Annotated in this window: 15 protein-coding genes; 8 read left to right on the top strand and 7 right to left on the bottom strand. The window is 36.4% G+C overall.

From position 1 onward, the window contains the following. Nucleotides 1-3: 3 nt before the first annotated feature. Together ACN19N_RS10645 and ACN19N_RS10640 are read right to left on the bottom strand one after the other, a co-directional pair. Nucleotides 4-1,167 (bottom strand): HlyD family secretion protein, encoded by a 1,164-nt coding sequence (locus ACN19N_RS10645; RefSeq protein ID WP_269229929.1) that lies wholly within the window; start codon nt 1,165-1,167, stop codon nt 4-6. A 12-nt stretch (nt 1,168-1,179) separates the two neighbouring features. Further along, nucleotides 1,180-2,676 (bottom strand): TolC family protein, encoded by a 1,497-nt coding sequence (locus ACN19N_RS10640; RefSeq protein ID WP_269229930.1) that lies wholly within the window; start codon nt 2,674-2,676, stop codon nt 1,180-1,182. Nucleotides 2,677-3,001: 325 nt separating this feature from the next. Between ACN19N_RS10640 and serC the strand changes: the two genes are divergently transcribed. Further along, nucleotides 3,002-4,081, top strand: coding sequence for a 3-phosphoserine/phosphohydroxythreonine transaminase (serC, locus tag ACN19N_RS10635; RefSeq protein WP_420001295.1), 1,080 nt, complete (start codon nt 3,002-3,004; stop codon nt 4,079-4,081). A gap of 67 nt (nt 4,082-4,148) precedes the next feature. Here the strand turns inward: serC and ACN19N_RS10630 are convergent, their stop codons facing one another. Both ACN19N_RS10630 and ACN19N_RS10625 read right to left on the bottom strand, forming a co-directional pair. Further along, a complete protein-coding gene (locus tag ACN19N_RS10630; protein ID WP_018677158.1) occupies nt 4,149-4,292 on the bottom strand; it encodes a hypothetical protein in 144 nt (47 codons plus the stop codon). Between the two features lie 36 nt (nt 4,293-4,328). After that, nucleotides 4,329-5,267: a hypothetical protein gene (locus ACN19N_RS10625; RefSeq protein WP_420001294.1), complete on the bottom strand. Its 939-nt coding sequence runs from the start codon at nt 5,265-5,267 to the stop codon at nt 4,329-4,331. A gap of 221 nt (nt 5,268-5,488) precedes the next feature. Here ACN19N_RS10625 and ACN19N_RS10620 point away from each other — a divergent pair, with 221 nt between their 5' ends. Both ACN19N_RS10620 and ACN19N_RS10615 read left to right on the top strand, forming a co-directional pair. Further along, nucleotides 5,489-5,959 carry a YaiI/YqxD family protein gene (locus tag ACN19N_RS10620; protein WP_420001293.1) on the top strand — a complete coding sequence of 157 codons (471 nt, stop codon included), beginning with the start codon at nt 5,489-5,491 and terminating at the stop codon, nt 5,957-5,959. Between the two features lie 7 nt (nt 5,960-5,966). Continuing rightward, entirely contained in the window at nt 5,967-6,860 is an 894-nt protein-coding gene (locus ACN19N_RS10615) for a DMT family transporter (protein ID WP_269229933.1), read from the top strand. A gap of 17 nt (nt 6,861-6,877) precedes the next feature. Here the strand turns inward: ACN19N_RS10615 and ACN19N_RS10610 are convergent, their stop codons facing one another. Then, nucleotides 6,878-7,465 carry a PilZ domain-containing protein gene (locus ACN19N_RS10610; protein ID WP_293741579.1) on the bottom strand — a complete coding sequence of 196 codons (588 nt, stop codon included), beginning with the start codon at nt 7,463-7,465 and terminating at the stop codon, nt 6,878-6,880. 25 nt (nt 7,466-7,490) lie between these two features. Here ACN19N_RS10610 and ACN19N_RS10605 point away from each other — a divergent pair, with 25 nt between their 5' ends. From ACN19N_RS10605 to ACN19N_RS10595, 3 genes are all read left to right on the top strand, one after another. Then, on the top strand, nt 7,491-8,726 hold the full coding sequence (locus ACN19N_RS10605; RefSeq protein ID WP_004661120.1) for a lipoprotein-releasing ABC transporter permease subunit: 1,236 nt from the start codon (nt 7,491-7,493) through the stop codon (nt 8,724-8,726). Further along, nucleotides 8,719-9,405 (top strand): lipoprotein-releasing ABC transporter ATP-binding protein LolD, encoded by a 687-nt coding sequence (lolD, locus tag ACN19N_RS10600; protein ID WP_269229935.1) that lies wholly within the window; start codon nt 8,719-8,721, stop codon nt 9,403-9,405. Before ACN19N_RS10605 ends, lolD begins: the two co-directional genes overlap by 8 nt. Before the next feature lie 87 nt (nt 9,406-9,492). Beyond that, nucleotides 9,493-11,919: a DNA internalization-related competence protein ComEC/Rec2 gene (locus ACN19N_RS10595; protein WP_420001292.1), complete on the top strand. Its 2,427-nt coding sequence runs from the start codon at nt 9,493-9,495 to the stop codon at nt 11,917-11,919. A 41-nt stretch (nt 11,920-11,960) separates the two neighbouring features. Here ACN19N_RS10595 and ACN19N_RS10590 read toward each other — a convergent pair whose 3' ends face one another. After that, nucleotides 11,961-12,911 carry a lysophospholipid acyltransferase family protein gene (locus ACN19N_RS10590; RefSeq protein WP_420001291.1) on the bottom strand — a complete coding sequence of 317 codons (951 nt, stop codon included), beginning with the start codon at nt 12,909-12,911 and terminating at the stop codon, nt 11,961-11,963. Nucleotides 12,912-13,049: 138 nt separating this feature from the next. Here ACN19N_RS10590 and sppA point away from each other — a divergent pair, with 138 nt between their 5' ends. Together sppA and ACN19N_RS10580 are read left to right on the top strand one after the other, a co-directional pair. After that, complete coding sequence (sppA, locus tag ACN19N_RS10585) at nt 13,050-14,072, top strand: signal peptide peptidase SppA (protein WP_293741571.1); 1,023 nt, start codon at nt 13,050-13,052, stop codon at nt 14,070-14,072. A gap of 188 nt (nt 14,073-14,260) precedes the next feature. After that, nucleotides 14,261-15,055 carry an alpha/beta fold hydrolase gene (locus ACN19N_RS10580; protein WP_420001290.1) on the top strand — a complete coding sequence of 265 codons (795 nt, stop codon included), beginning with the start codon at nt 14,261-14,263 and terminating at the stop codon, nt 15,053-15,055. A gap of 61 nt (nt 15,056-15,116) precedes the next feature. Here the strand turns inward: ACN19N_RS10580 and ACN19N_RS10575 are convergent, their stop codons facing one another. Next, complete coding sequence (locus ACN19N_RS10575; RefSeq protein WP_420001289.1) at nt 15,117-15,644, bottom strand: hypothetical protein; 528 nt, start codon at nt 15,642-15,644, stop codon at nt 15,117-15,119. Nucleotides 15,645-15,657: the final 13 nt, after the last annotated feature.

Here is a 15,657-nt window from a genome sequence, read left to right as displayed (position 1 = left end):
CGGTTATTTTGCCTCTGCAATGTTAAATAAAACACTCATACCGACTTTTAGGTCTGGAATGGTTTGTTCTGATACTAAATGAAATTTGAAACTACGAATATCATAACCGCCAGTTTGTCTTGTTGTCTTAATCGTTGCAAAATCACCTTCGGCATCAATTTTTTTCACTTTAAAATTTGCTTTACGGTTGAGTGCAGGAATAAAACCTTCCAGAGTTTTAGTTTTATAAATTGAGCTATACATGTCTTCACGGACATTCAAACTTACCCATAAATCATGGTCTTCAAGAATGCTTACTACAGGGATGCCTGTTGCGACCAACTCAGTTGGTTTGCCGTAAGTTTTAGAAACAGTGCCATCAGTCGGTGAATATAGTTTGGTTTCTTCGGTTAAAGCATTGGCTTCTTTAACCGCTGCTTGAGCCATAGCCACTTGTGCATCAGCAGTTGATTTTTGTTGCTCCGTACTGCCTCGTTGAGCGCGTGCGTATTGTTGATAAGCTGCTTCTGCAGTTTCACGTGCCGAAGTTTGGGCGGCTAACATTTCATCACGGCGTTGACGAGAAATGACACCTTGTTGAAATAAATTTTCACCACGTTTATAAGTGGTTGCTGCCAAATCAGCTTGGGTTTTCATTGCTTGCCAGTTGGCGTATAAGGTTTCGATATTCTCTTGCTGAGCACCACGATATACGGTTGAATGAAATGCTGTGGCACTTTGTAAAGCTGCTTGTGCTTGCTCTTTCTTTGCCTCTAACTCTGGACTAACAAAACGAACCAAAGCTTGTCCTTTTTTGACGGGTTGTCCATCAGTGACGTAAAATTCTTCAATACGGCTTGGAACTTTGGTGCTGATATGTACTGTTTCTGCTTCAACACGACCTTGTAATTCAATGGTCTGAGGTTGATAAGCTTTCCATAGACCATATGCAATTAAACCGAATAATAAAATAAGGATAATTAACCCAATAAGTTTGAATTTTCCATTTTTAGATGATTTATTCGGTGGAATTTTTTTATCCAAAGGTGCTGTTTCAGCTTCTACTTTTTCTGTATGTTCAATTAGAGAAACAGGCTCAGATGCTGCTTCTTTTGTTTGAGCATCTGTTGTTTGGTTGACTTGATCTGTATCACGTTCTGAATTGGATGATGATGGATTCTGGCTCATAAATTTCTCCAATTAGCGGATATAGTCAGTACGTGGTTGATTAACGTAAAGCTTAAATTCATCAATAGAACCATAGCTTTGTAATAAGGTAGCTAAAGATAAAATATATTTATATGAGTTAAGTGCCATTTCAGTTTTTAAAGCACTCAAAGCATTTTGTGCATCAATCACTTGCGTTGCAGTGCCCATACCTTCTTTAAATGAGAGTTGTTGAATGCGTAAATTCTCTTGTGCTGCTTTGGTATTCTGCGAGAGTAATTGATGACTATTTTGCGAAGAACTTAATTCACTATAGGATTTATACAGTACATTTTCGACTTCTTGTTTTGTCCGTTCAGTCATAAGCTCTGCTGCATATTTTTTGAGCTCTGCTGCACGGATATTTTTATTATTGTCTATACCTGAGAATAAATTGTATTTTGCCATCACACCAACAATCCAATTTTCTTTGCTATCTAAGCCGTATTCTCCAAAAGCAAAAACACTTGGTTTTTTAGAGGCTTGTTGAACTTTCACATTTTCATTGGCTAATTCAGTATCTATTTGTAGTTTTTTAATCAAACTTGAGTTCTGATCATAATTTGCAAGCAATTTATCCAAAGAATGATTCTGAGTTAAATTCACAAAAAGTGGGGTGCTTAGACTGACACTTTCTTTGGTTTGTAATAGATTCTGTAAACTAAATTCGCTCGCTTTTAAATTAGACTGTGCATTTTGGTAAGTACGTTCAGCATTATTGCGTGCAACTTCAAATTGCATACGCTGTCCCTTGTTAATAAAACCTTGTTTTTCAAGTTTTAGCGCATTGTTATAATGTTCTTGCATGGCATTCAAATTAAATAGTGCTGACTTGGCTAATTGTTGTTGTAATTGCACATTGAAATAAGCCTGAATCATTTCGAAACGTTGTGTATCTTGCTGTTGTTTTTCACTAATATTTGAGCGTTTTGCTTGAATGGTGGCGATTTGTTTAGCGCTATTAATTTTTCCACCTGTATATAGCGGCATAACCATTGAAACTGAAGTACGAACATCATGATCTTCAACAGTGACATCTAAGTTATTTGGAACTTTATTTAAACCATCGCTAACAACTTGATCAAAACCTTGGCTGACCTGATCGATGGCTTCGGGAGGTAATACATTTTGCCATTGAGATAATTTTTCATCAAAACCATTTGTTAATGAGTTTTCTAAACGACGTTTACTTGATTCAAGAGGCACGCTCGTTTCACTATGAAATGCATAGGCTCGAGCATTTAAATCAATTCTTGGTAAGCCTAAATTTTTAACAGCTTCCATTTCTAATTGCGATGCTTGCTGTAAGGCTTGTTGCGCTTGAGAACTATAAGCATTTTGCACGACATATTGTTCAGCTTGGCTATAACTGAAGGTCTGAGCAAATGATGGTAATGAAAATAGGGTACAACTAATCAGGCTCATACATAGGCTGAGCTGTTTTGGAAACCGTTTGAGCTGAAGGCTCGGTCGATCATGTCGTTTCAACATAAGAGCATGTCGCAATTTAATAATATCCTCGGATAGTCTAAATTATTTTTATAAAATTGAAATATTATGTTTTTAATTAAATAGTTATATCACTTCAATTGGTGTATTGAATTTGTAAAAAATAGAGTTTTTAATCTATAAAGAAGAATGGGATTTAAACTGTGATCAGTGAATAAAATGCATCAAAATAATCAAAAGCAGATTAAAAAATTTATATGTTTTTTGCACTAAAATTTAAATATTTACTCGATAAGCTGCTGCAACCTTCGCTAATCTATGATTAAATCCCCATTTCAATTTGTTTCACTTTGACAAGGGAAAACTCATGCGTGCTTATAATTTCTGCGCTGGTCCTGCTGCATTACCTACTGCCGTTTTAGAGAAAGCTCAACAAGAAATGTTGGATTGGCAAGGTAAAGGTTTGTCGATCATGGAAATGAGTCATCGTAGTAGTGACTATGTTGCTGTCGCGGAAAAAGCTGAAGCGGATTTGCGTAAGCTCATGAACATTCCTGAGAACTATAAAGTATTGTTCTTACAAGGTGGAGCATCGCTTCAATTTTCAGCAATTCCTTTAAACTTGCTCGGCAAGAATGCGAAAGCTGATTATATTCATACTGGTATTTGGTCTGAAAAAGCGTTGAAAGAAGCAAAACGTTATGGAGATATCAATGTAATTGAAGCGGGTACGTTCATTGATGGAAAACATGCCATTACTGAGCAAAGCATTTGGAATCTTTCAAATGATGCTGCTTATGTGCACTATGCGGATAATGAAACAATTGGTGGTCTACAATTTGCAGGTGTACCAGACGTTAATACGCCGTTGGTATGTGACTTTTCTTCAAGCATTTTGTCTGCGCCATTAGATGTCAGCAAATTTGGTTTAATTTATGCTGGAGCACAAAAGAATATTGGCCCAGCAGGTTTAACAATCGTTATTGTGCGTGATGATTTATTAGATCAAGCAAAACCTGAAATTCCAAGTATCTTGAAATATTCAGACCAAGCCAAGAATGATTCAATGGTGAATACACCTGCGACTTATGCATGGTACTTATCAGGTCTCGTATTTGAATGGTTACTTGAACAGGGTGGTGTAGATGCCATGTATCAAGTCAACCAAGAAAAAGCAAAATTACTCTATGGTTATATTGATTCTAGTAATTTTTATAATAACCCAATCGCGATTCCAAATCGTTCAATGATGAATGTGCCATTCACGCTTGCAGATGAAGCACTTGAGAAACTTTTCTTAAAAGAAGCTGAGCAAAGCCATTTACTTAACTTAGCAGGTCATCGCTCTGTGGGTGGTATGCGTGCCAGTATTTACAATGCTGTACCATTAGAAGGTGTACAGGCATTAGTTAACTTTATGGATGAGTTCGCGAAACGTCATGGTTAAGCAATAAAGTATAAAAAAAGCTCTCATCATTGAGAGCTTTTTTATACATATAATCTTGGTCTAATAATCAGAATAAGCCAATATGATGAAAAATGAGCGCAGCTAGAAACATACCTAACAAAAAAAAGCAAAATGCGCCAACATCAAGTTTAAGCCCGTGATCACTTGCATGAAGCAGACTGGTGGTCGTTTGTTCTGGTATAATTTTCATTAGAACGCCTAGAAATGCAATTTATGTGATTTTTTGTCACTTTATACCAGTTTTAGCATAAATATTCGCCTGAATCCATAGGTTGCCGCGAATATATTCGCCAATGTTAAAGTTTTTATACAAATCATTTTTTGTTGCAATTCGAATTAAAATTGCAGGTAAATCATCTTCTAAAACTAAGGTCACATCATACAGTGTATATTCATCTTGCATAAATTGCATGGTTGTTTTGCCAACGATATTACCTTGGAACCAAGCTTCATCTTCTTGACCTAATGTTTCACCATACAAATATGCCACCATTTTAGAAAAATCAACGGTTACAGGTTCGTGATCTTCAGGTGTTTGTGGTTGCCAGTCGTTAATCAGCTCTTGTAAGTTTTCTGGTGCAACACCATTATGTTCAGCCAAAATAGCATTTAAAGCACGATGATGTTTAATCGATGCAGGGTCATCAACAATGATTTTCTCATTTTCAGCAACAGTTTCTAATTCATATGCCCAAGCATTAAATTGAACTTGATAAGTTTGATTTTGATCATATTGAGCATTATTCACACTGAATAAATTATCAAATGCGTAAATAACCGTATTTTTATTTAAGCTTAGACGTAATACGGCTTGGGTAGCCGAATTACAGGTAATAATACGCTCAATATTTGCCTCATATTTATATGGGCTTTCAAAACTTGGGAAGGCTGTTTTTAATGCGCGTGGTTTTTGATTTTCAACCGCAATAATTTGATTAATAGATATTGCTTGACCACTGGGTCCCTGAATCAACCAAAATGCTTGATCCATCTCTTGTTCATCTTCACATAGGCCCATCGGCATGACAGGTGCATCAAGTGCCAATCCTAACCATTTGGGAACATCAGTTTCAGGTGTATCTGTCAGTAAGTTCCAATGCTCAACATGATTACCGAAATTTTTATCTTGAATTTTAATGGTTTCTGGACTGTTTTGATTTTTCATAAAGCATGATGCTAAAAAGATTGAACTTATTCTATTAAATCGAGGGTAACATCCATTTTTCAAGTCTGGATATGTAATTCATTAAAAATTAATTCAAATTTCTGTTTTTGATCTCAAATCTAATCAATCAAATGGATAACAGCAATTAGTCGAATGATGCTAACTCTACTTTTACCGTAATCTGCTACACTATATTTTTATTTTTATGAGCTTGTGCCAACGTGCTGCCATTTAAATTATGGGTAGATGCGGATGCTTTACCTAAAATTTTACGTGAAGTGATTTTACGTGCGTCTGATCGTTATCAGTTAGAAGTTACCTTTGTCGCTAATCAGAATGTTGGGATTACGCCATCTCTACGGATTAATTCGATTCAGGTAATGAGTGGGGCAGATCAAGCAGACAAAGAAATCATTGAGCGTATGCATGAAAATGATATTGTCATTACACAAGATATTCCACTTGCTGCACAAGTGATTGAAAAAGGTGGAATCGCAATTCATCCTCGGGGTGAAGTCTATACGACAGCAAATGTCAAAGCACGTCTGCATTTACGTGACTTTATGGATACTTTGCGTGGAGCAGGTGTCCAAACAGGAGGACCACCGCCTATTTCAGAACGAGATAAACGTGAGTTTTCGAGTTCTTTAGATCAAACGATTTTCAAACAAAAGCGCAAAACTGCTTCTTGAGCTGAATATGCCATCACGTATTAATTTAATGCTCACTTATGGTTTGCTTGTGTTTATTTGGGCGACCACACCTTTAGCAATTGTGTGGAGTGTGGCCGATCTACACCCAATGTGGGCATTGGTTTTACGCTTCTTTATCGCTTTGCCTTTGGCAGTGCTTGTATTGCTACTGTTAAAAATCGAATTTCCAAGACATAGAGTCGCGTTATTGAGTTATATCGCAGGTTCTTTAAGCTTGATCGGTTCCCAAATTTTTACTTATGCTGCAACACCTTATTTAAGTTCTGGGTTGATTGCATTGATGTTTGGCTTAGCTCCGATCATGGCTGGGCTGATTGGAAGATTTGGTTTTCAACAAAAGTTAGCGAGTTTGCAGTGGTTGGGGATGGGAACCTCAATTATTGGATTAGCGATGATTTGTCTGAGTGGAAGTCAAAAGCATGTGCAGCCGATAGGTATTGTTTTCATGCTGATGAGTGTTTTTGCATATTCGCTTTCTATTTTTCTGGTGAAAAAAATCAATGCTGATGTCCAACCGATGGCTCAAGCAACTGGTTCAATTTTGGTTTCAACAATCTTAGCCATATTATTACTCCCTTGGATTTGGCAACATGCACCAACGCATTTTCCTTCGACAAAATCATTGTTAGCATTGACTTATACTGTTGTAATGGCTTCATTAATTGCGATGTTTTGTTATTTTAAGTTGGTACAAAATTTGAAAGCCACCACCTTGTCACTGACGACGGTGATGACCCCAATGTTGGCAATACTCATAGGTGCTTACCTCAATCATGAACAGTTGTCTGCACAGGTTTTTGTTGGGGCAAGCATCATTCTATTAGGTTTGTGTGTTTATTTTTATAAAGATTTTAATACCTATCGCCGTTTGAAAATATGAAAACGACGTTTTCATATTTAATTTGGATTGCTCTCAGTTTGTTGTGATTCTTGAATACTTTCCGCTAATTTGGCACGATCTTGTGGATTAAGGGTAATGAAATAAGCACCAATACGGAATTTACCTTGTTCATCTGCTGAGCTGTAAGCAACTTGAGCAGTTGCTGCGATATGAAAGTAGTTTTCAGGATGACTCAACGTAATATGAATGTAGGTTCCTTCATTAAGATATTGTGAGCTGAAGAAGCTCAAGCCATTCTCGGAAAAGTTAACTTGTTCAGGTACTGGTAGTAGGGATTGCACGATATTGTCGTAAAAAGACCCAGTAATCAGATTCAGTTTTTGATTGAAAAGGGATAATATGCGAGCAATTTGTTGATCTTTTTCATTTAATTGTTCTAATTCGTAGCGAAATGCATGATCAAATTGATCTAATTCAGCAAGTAGTAGAAAATAGCGTGGCAATACAAAGTGAGAATCATAAGGATCATTCAGCGCAACGTCGTCAGGAATGACTTGATAGTTGATTCTTAACACAGCATCAATACGAGACATCACTCGACGTTCAGAGTTGTCCTCAACAAGCTGATGTTGTGAATTTTCCATAATAAATCACCTCGGACTAGATGGTATGTTTAAGCCAATTTCGCTGTATATAGGGTTGAGATACACTCGTGCTCGGCGAAGTAATCATTTTATTTCTTTTATTGCCTTGGTTTCCATGATCGGTTTAACCCTTGGCGTTGCTGTCCTTATTACAGTACTTTCTGTTATGAATGGATTTGATCGTGAATTAAAAAATCGTGTTCTAGGGATGGTTCCACAAGCAACAGTTTCTTCTACTCAAATTTTAACAGATTGGCCTGAGCTTGTAAAAAGAGTTGAGCATCATCCACATGTTACTGGCGTTGCACCTTTTACCCAATTACAAGGGATGTTGACAGCGCAGGGGCAAGTTGCTGGGATTATGGTGACAGGAATTGAACCTGAATATGAAAAGAAGGTTTCAATTATCCAAAACCATATGGTCTCAGGTGATTTAAATGCTTTGAAGAAAGGCGAGTTTGGTATTGTTCTAGGCAAGGATATGACCGATGCACTTGGTCTTGGTTTAAATGACAATGTCACCTTAGTTCTGCCAGAAGCTACACCATCACCAGCAGGTGTTGTGCCACGCTTTAAACGTTTTAAAGTGGTTGGGATTTTTAGTGTAGGTGCAGAAGTTGATTCGATGGTGGGTTATATCGCCTTAAATGATGCATCAACACTTTTGCGTTTACCTGATGGTGCACAAGGTGTGCGGTTAAAGTTAGATGATATTTTCGCTGCACCATCGGTTGCAGATGATATCGTGAAACAACTACCAAGTAATTTCTACGCATCGAATTGGACGTATACGCACGGTAATCTTTTCAATGCGATTCAGATGGAAAAAACCTTAGTGGGTTTACTTCTTGTTCTGATTATTGTGGTTGCTGCATTTAATATCGTTTCATCTTTAGTGATGGTCGTAACAGATAAAAAATCTGATATTGCGATTCTGCGAACTCTAGGTGCTTCACCGTCCATGATCACTAAAATTTTTATGGTACAAGGCACAGTGATTGGTGTCATTGGAACGATTGCAGGAACAGTGTTAGGTGTAACTTTAGCATTGACCATTAGTGATATTATTTCTTGGTTCAATACTGCTCTAGGTTTGAACTTGTTTGATGCCTATTTTGTTCACTATCTGCCTTCATATCTCAGATGGCAAGATGTTACGGTAATTGTTACTGTTTCATTATTGATGAGCTTTTTGGCGACAATTTATCCTGCATTACGTGCAGCCAAAGTTCAACCTGCTGAGGCATTACGTTATGAGTAAGATCGTCTTAGAAGCCAAAGATATTTATAAGCATTTTGATGATGGTAAAAGCAAAGTTGAAGTGATTAAAGGTTTATCACTTCAAGTAAAAGCAGGCGAATTTGTTTCCATTGTCGGTTCTAGTGGTTCAGGTAAAAGTACGTTATTACATGCGCTTGGTGGTCTAGAGCAACCTTCGCAAGGTCAAGTTTTTTTACAAGGGCAGCGTTTTGATAATTTAGGCGAAGCAGAGCGTGGTTATAAGCGTAATCAATATTTAGGTTTCGTTTATCAATTTCACCATTTGTTGCCTGAGTTTTCTGCTTTAGAAAATGTAGCCATGCCTTTGATGCTACGTAGTGAAAGTAGTTATAAGGATGTTAAAAGACAAGCAGAATATCTACTTGATCGTGTCGGTTTATCGCATCGTTTAGATCATAAACCCGGTGAATTATCGGGCGGTGAGCGTCAACGTGTGGCTTTGGCGCGTGCATTAGTGACGAAACCTGCAGTTGTATTAGCAGATGAACCAACTGGTAATTTAGATCGTAAAACAGCATTGAGTATTTTTGAATTGCTGACTGATCTCAAAAAAGAGCTGAATATGGCGATGTTAATCGTGACTCATGATGAGCAATTGGCTCAATCAGCAGATTCGATTTTGCATATGCAAGATGGTTTATGGATTGATCCAAAATAATTTATTTTCTTTAATCTCTTGTTAAAGCCCTGAAAACGGGCTTTAATTTTGCGTTCAGAAAAATCAAAAACTTAATTAAAAAATTACATGTTAAAAATTATTTTATTGGGCTGGATTGCTGGTATTGCAGTCATGGGATTTCATCTTGATTTTATCGAGCTGACATGGTGGATTTGGTTGGCTATTGCAATCCTGATCTTTAGCTTTTGCATATACAAGAAAGAATCCTATTTTTATCGACCTTTTTATAAAGCACTTATTTTACTCAGTGCAAGCTGGGGATTGTTTACAACAGGATATCATTTTGCAGATTCCGCATTAGAACAAAGACTGCAATTAAAAGAGTTTCAATCACAATCCTATGAAGCAATTGTTTATATTAAAAGCATAGATGAATTGAGTGATGATGGTCATAAACAAATTGCTGAAGTACTTAATCGACATAAGCAACCTGTTAACTGGTTACTTTATTTAAAACAAGACAAATATCAGTTTAATCAGAAGCAAAGCTTAAAGTTAGGTCATTATTATCGAGTTCATGGTCAAATTAAACCAGCGCATAGTTATGCTGTTGTGGGTGCATTTGATCAGGAAAAATGGTTTTTGCAGCAAAATATAATGTCTGCATTTTCAGTGCAATTTATTCAACCTTTAAGCTTTGATGAAATTTACCGTTTGGGTTATCAAGGTCACTTAAAGCAACAGCAAAGCTTTTCTGCTAAATTTTTATTAAGCGTTGAGATGAAACGTTTAGAATTTCGGCAAATGTTACAAGCATCTAAGCTTCAGCACAAAGGTTTACTTTTAGCCTTGCTAACAGGTGATGAAAGCCTGTTATCCAATACATTGAAACAACAATTTCAACAGCTTGGAATTTCGCATTTGTTAGCGATTTCTGGTCCACATGTGTTGATTTTTGCATTAATGTTGTCTTGGTTGATACAACGTCTCATACAGCATTACTGTCCACATTTATACTTATGGCAGCCTAGACAAATTTTATTATTATTGCCATTTTTACTCAGTGTTCTGGTGTATGTGGCATTTGTTGGTTTTGAGATTCCAGCAATCAGAACTTTATTGACTGCTTTGCTTGCAAGTATTTTTCTCTTCTTTCGTCAATCGATTCGCCCATTTAGCTTATTGATCTATAGTGCCAGTATATTATTACTTTTTGATCCTTTTAGTATTCTATCCGCTGGTTTTTGGCTGTCATATGGTGCGTGTTTTATTCTACTTAGAGTTTATCAAACCATTGCACAATTACCGCAAGATCAGCCTATTACGTGGACTCAAAAAATATTTTTAGCTGCTAAAGTTTTGGTTGAATCGCAATCTAAGATCTTTATCGCCTTATTACCATTAGTCTTGATTTTCTTTCAGCAAGTTTCTTGGATTGCACCTATAAGTAACTTAATTGCAATTCCTTTACTTGGTGGCGTCGTTGTGCCATTGGATATTTTGGCTGCATGTATTTGGCTCATCATTCCTGAATTAGGACAGTTTTTATTTCAAATTAATGATTTTTTATTATCTATATTGATGTCAATTTTAGACATCTTGCAACATATTGCACCGCATTTATATGGGGTAAGTTATACACCCTTAATGATGGTATCTCTAACCCTTGGTATGCTTATTTTATTTATGCCGAGGGGGACGATTCCTAAAGCTTGGGCATTAATTTGTTTTTTACCTATATGTATAGGTGTAAAGACTCAACCTACGGTTTTAAATATTTTAGATGTTGGACAAGGGCAAGCTGTATTTTTACAACATCCCGAACAAATCTTTATGATTGATACAGGAGGCTCTTACAATGAAAATAAATTTAGTTTAGGAGAGCGGGTTGTTATTCCATTTATACGGCAACAAGGTGTACGCCATATCGACCATTTAATCTTATCTCATCTTGATCAAGACCATAGTGGTGCTTTTCCTATTATTCAAAAAAACTTTGAAATATCTCAAGTACAGTCAAATGAATATGACCAAAAAATGCAGTTCAAAAATAATTTCTCATTTTGTCAGCAAGGTCAGCATTGGTCCTATCAAAATCTAAAAGTTGAAATTCTATCCCCTAAATCAGATGAGCTTACTCATGCAAAGGATCAGCAAAATGAGTATTCCTGTGTGGTGTATTTGCAGTTTTTAAATGCCCAGCCTTATCAAAACTTCTTAATCATGGGAGATGCAGGTTGGGAGGCTGAATATAAATTAATGCAACAATATCCCGATTTAAAAGTAGATGTTTTGATCTTGGGACATCACGGGAGTAAACATAGTTCTGCTTATGATTTTTTAGCGACTTTAAAACCTAAGCTTGCGATTGCCTCGGCAGGGTTTGATAATCGTTATGGTCATCCCAGTCAAGAGTTGAAAAATCGTCTACAGGCACTACACATTCCATTGTTAACTACGGCTGAAGCAGGGACAATTCGTTTTGTTTTTGAAAATGGTCAGGTTGAGCTAAGGCAGCAAAGACAACAAATTAAATGGTTGGAAAGAAAATAACTTAAATATTGTAATATTTTCATATCACAATATTTATAGGATTAAAGCTGAATATTTTCTTGCTTACGAACTTCAGCAACTTTTGCTAAAGCTTCGTTGACATCAATATCATAAATTTTGTGTAGGCTAGGGTTTGCACTGAATCGTTTATAACTCCAGTGATAATGCATTGGAAGGCGTTGGATTAAATTTTCCAAAGTTTGATGAATAATAAGCGTACCATCTTCGGCATTACCTTCATAAATTTGAGGATTGATACGCTCGATATGCATGTCGAATCCACCTTGGTCATTCCTCAAGGCATAAAGGAATAAAGTTCGTGCTTTTGTTTTTTGTATTAACTTTGCGCTTAAACTACTCGATGCCAATGGAATACCAAAATACTTAATCATTTCACCACCGTGATCAGGGGTGTGATCAGGTAAAATAACAGTTGTACCACCTTGTTTTAATGCTTTAAAAATCTGACGAACTCCACTTTCATCAGTGGGTACTAAATTCGCTTGATTACGGCTACGTGCATCACGAACAAAACGATCAGCATCAGGATTTTTCACAGGCTTATAAAGGATGGTCATCTGAGTATGTTTAGATAGCCATGCATTCATCACTTCCCAAGTACCCAAATGAGGCATAATCAGGACAAGTCCTTTTTTCTCTGCGAGGGCTTCGTGAAAATAATGCTCATTATGAATTTTGTAAATGCGCCGAATATTTTTCTCATTTGAAGCTCCCCAAATGCTCACAAATTCAAAATAAGAGGTTAGTTCATTTTTAATTGCTTGTTTTTTTAATTGATTTATTTCTTGTTGAGATGCTTCAGGGAATACGATCTGTAAATTCAATTGTATACTTTTTGAGAGTTTAGAAAGCTGGAAGCTATTGAGCAATAACGCAACAAAGCGTGCGATAAAACGACCTAATTGAAGTGGTTGATGACTCAGGAATTGTATGAGACGGTAATTACTATTTGTTGATTTGGGGTGTGCCATATATCAAACATTAAAAAAATTACAAGAGGAGAGTATAACGTATAAAATAATTATAAGTTAAAACAAGTTATTTAAACAGTTTTCTATAAATCAGCGTATATAATAAATTCACTTTACAATACATTGGATTGGAATCTTATGTCCGATTGGCCACCAAAACCACAAAATGAACCTACAAATAGCAATAATGTGACAGGCAAAGAATGGCAGATTTTAGAAAAAGCTGTTTTGGCTTCTGTCGAAGAACAACGTCGTAGCCGCCGTTGGAGCATCTTTTTTAAATGCTTAGGTTTTGCATATTTACTTATCGTATTGATTGCAATGACTAAAGGGTGTTCGACCTCAGCAGAGAAATCAACCACGGATGTTAGCAGTGACCATTTAGCTGTTGTTGATATTGTTGGAACAATTGACTCGTCAAGCAGTCAATCTACAGTCAATAGCGAAGATACCAATAAGGCATTAAATCGTGCATTTGAGGCGAATGGAAGCAAAGCTGTTGTTCTAAATATTAACTCTCCTGGTGGTTCACCAGTGCAATCTGATGAGATTTGGCAAGAGATTCGCTACCTTAAAAAACAACATCCAGATAAAAAAGTCTATGCTGTGATTGGTGATATGGGTGCATCAGGTGCTTACTATATTGCTTCTGCGGCAGATGAGATTGTTGTCAATCCATCAAGTTTGGTTGGTTCAATTGGTGTGATTATGCCGAATTATGGTTTGAGTGGTTTAGCACAAAAACTAGGTGTTGAAGACCGTACTTTAACTTCTGGGAATAATAAAGATATTCTGAGCATGACGAAACCAATCAATCCTGCACAGCAAGCACATGTACAAGCGGTTTTAGATAATGTGCATACACACTTTATTAATGCAGTCAAAGAAGGTCGTGGTAAACGTTTGAAATCGAATGATCCTGCAATTTTCTCTGGTTTATTTTGGACAGGTGAGCAAGCGATTGCACTTGGGATTGCAGATCGTAGTGGTAGTATTACTACGTTGATGCGTGATCTTAAAGTAGATCAGAAAGTGGATTATACCGTTCAACGTAATCCATTAGAGTCTATTTTAGGGCGTATGGGTACGAAAATTGGTGAGGGGATTAGCAGTTCTCTTACAGCACAATTGGAAACCCAACAAAACGCAAAAATACAATAATGTATAGATAGTCGTGTATTTCGATTAAAGCTTGGCTTTATTGAAAAATATATTGTTCATACTCAGGCTGTGATCATTCACAGCCTTTTTTATTTTAAACGTAACTGGACAGTTCTCCCTTTTAAATTGCAAAGCATTTGCAGCGCGAGATAATCGACCCATCAACACATAAATTAAAAGACAAGCTTATGAAACCTTTGATTCATTTTGCACATGCCAATGGTGTTCCTTCTAAAGTTTATCAGAAGCTATTTGAGCAGTTAAAAGATCAATATGACATTATTTATGTTGCAGAGATTGGCACTGATAAACGTTATCCAATTACGCATGGGTGGCGGCATTTAGTTGATCAAATTATTGATAGTATTGTGCAGCAATCACAAGGTCGAAAAGTCATTGGTTTAGGGCATTCATTAGGTTCTGTATTGACATTGATGGCGGCTTATCGTCGTCCTGAATTATTTTCTCAAGTGATCATGCTTGATCCACCATTTATTATTGGTAAAGCTTCTTTTGCTTTTCATCTTGCTAAAGTGTTTAAGCCTAAATTGGTCGATAAAATCACACCAGCAGGTCTATCGGTACGTCGCCGTGATCATTGGGAGTCTCGTGAACAAGCCGCAGAGCTGTTGAGTTCAAGAGGATTCTATCAACATTTTGATGCAGATTGCTTCCAAGCTTATATTCAGCATGCTTTGACTCATGATCCACTGAAGGGTGGAGTGACTTTAACTATTCCGAAAGTGGATGAAGTTGCGATGTTTAGAACCACACCTTCGATGTGGTGGTTACCTATGCCAAAACCTAGAGTACCTGTTCATTTGGTTGTTGGTCGTGATAGTGTGTTCTTAAAAGAAAAACTTCCTCAAGTTGCTAAACGGAAATTGGGTATTCCTTTTTCAGTTGTTAATGGTGGACACATGTTCCCATTAGAGCATCCGATTGAAACTGTGGAAAAAATTAGAAGTTTGATTAATTTCTAAATGCAACATGCCGATAAGAAAGTATGTATTTTCGATCTATCTTAAATACATACTTTGGGTTTTATATGCTTTGATCTAAGAATTTTTGTGTTTGATTTAGATCATCTAAAGTTAATTCACTATTTTGTATATATTGAAGGATTAATAATGCTAAAAATTTGAAAATTTTGATATTAGATCCAATATCACTATGAGCAGCAAAACAAAAGTTTATTTTATATAAATCATTAAATTTCATCTGGTTGGATATTTCTAATATAAATTTTTGTAATTCTGTAGCGTATTCAATTGGCAAACCATATTTTGCTTCATCAAGTTCATTTAGAAAATCAGATTGAAAAAGACGATTTTCTAAATTACGGTTTGTTAAATCTAGGATAATTTCTCGATTTTCTAAATTTATATTCACTTCTGCACCCAGTAAACCATAGAGAAATCTTCCGCCACGAGGTTGAAACAATTCGAGGACAATTGTGTATTTGCGATAGGAAGACGACGGTGGGATATCTGTGAAAGGTAAAATCGGAGAGCTTTGAGTCCAAAGCTTTATATGTAGATGATTTTTCAGTACAAATTCAGATGTGCTCATTTTAGGTTTGAAT

Source organism: Acinetobacter sp. LF10 (genome assembly GCF_048585715.1).
GTDB lineage: Bacteria > Pseudomonadota > Gammaproteobacteria > Pseudomonadales > Moraxellaceae > Acinetobacter.
The sequence above is the reverse complement of the archived record's forward strand: the minus strand, read 5'-3'. Positions and strand labels throughout refer to the sequence as shown.

Coding starts and splice junctions, on each gene's coding strand:
- ACN19N_RS10645 (WP_269229929.1), bottom strand. CDS start 1,167: ATGAGCCAGAATCCATCATCATCCAATTCAGAACGTGATACAGATCAA.
- ACN19N_RS10640 (WP_269229930.1), bottom strand. CDS start 2,676: ATGTTGAAACGACATGATCGACCGAGCCTTCAGCTCAAACGGTTTCCA.
- serC (WP_420001295.1), top strand. CDS start 3,002: ATGCGTGCTTATAATTTCTGCGCTGGTCCTGCTGCATTACCTACTGCC.
- ACN19N_RS10630 (WP_018677158.1), bottom strand. CDS start 4,292: ATGAAAATTATACCAGAACAAACGACCACCAGTCTGCTTCATGCAAGT.
- ACN19N_RS10625 (WP_420001294.1), bottom strand. CDS start 5,267: ATGAAAAATCAAAACAGTCCAGAAACCATTAAAATTCAAGATAAAAAT.
- ACN19N_RS10615 (WP_269229933.1), top strand. CDS start 5,967: ATGCCATCACGTATTAATTTAATGCTCACTTATGGTTTGCTTGTGTTT.
- ACN19N_RS10610 (WP_293741579.1), bottom strand. CDS start 7,465: ATGGAAAATTCACAACATCAGCTTGTTGAGGACAACTCTGAACGTCGA.
- ACN19N_RS10605 (WP_004661120.1), top strand. CDS start 7,491: ATGTTTAAGCCAATTTCGCTGTATATAGGGTTGAGATACACTCGTGCT.
- lolD (WP_269229935.1), top strand. CDS start 8,719: ATGAGTAAGATCGTCTTAGAAGCCAAAGATATTTATAAGCATTTTGAT.
- ACN19N_RS10595 (WP_420001292.1), top strand. CDS start 9,493: ATGTTAAAAATTATTTTATTGGGCTGGATTGCTGGTATTGCAGTCATG.
- ACN19N_RS10590 (WP_420001291.1), bottom strand. CDS start 12,911: ATGGCACACCCCAAATCAACAAATAGTAATTACCGTCTCATACAATTC.
- sppA (WP_293741571.1), top strand. CDS start 13,050: ATGTCCGATTGGCCACCAAAACCACAAAATGAACCTACAAATAGCAAT.
- ACN19N_RS10580 (WP_420001290.1), top strand. CDS start 14,261: ATGAAACCTTTGATTCATTTTGCACATGCCAATGGTGTTCCTTCTAAA.
- ACN19N_RS10575 (WP_420001289.1), bottom strand. CDS start 15,644: ATGAGCACATCTGAATTTGTACTGAAAAATCATCTACATATAAAGCTT.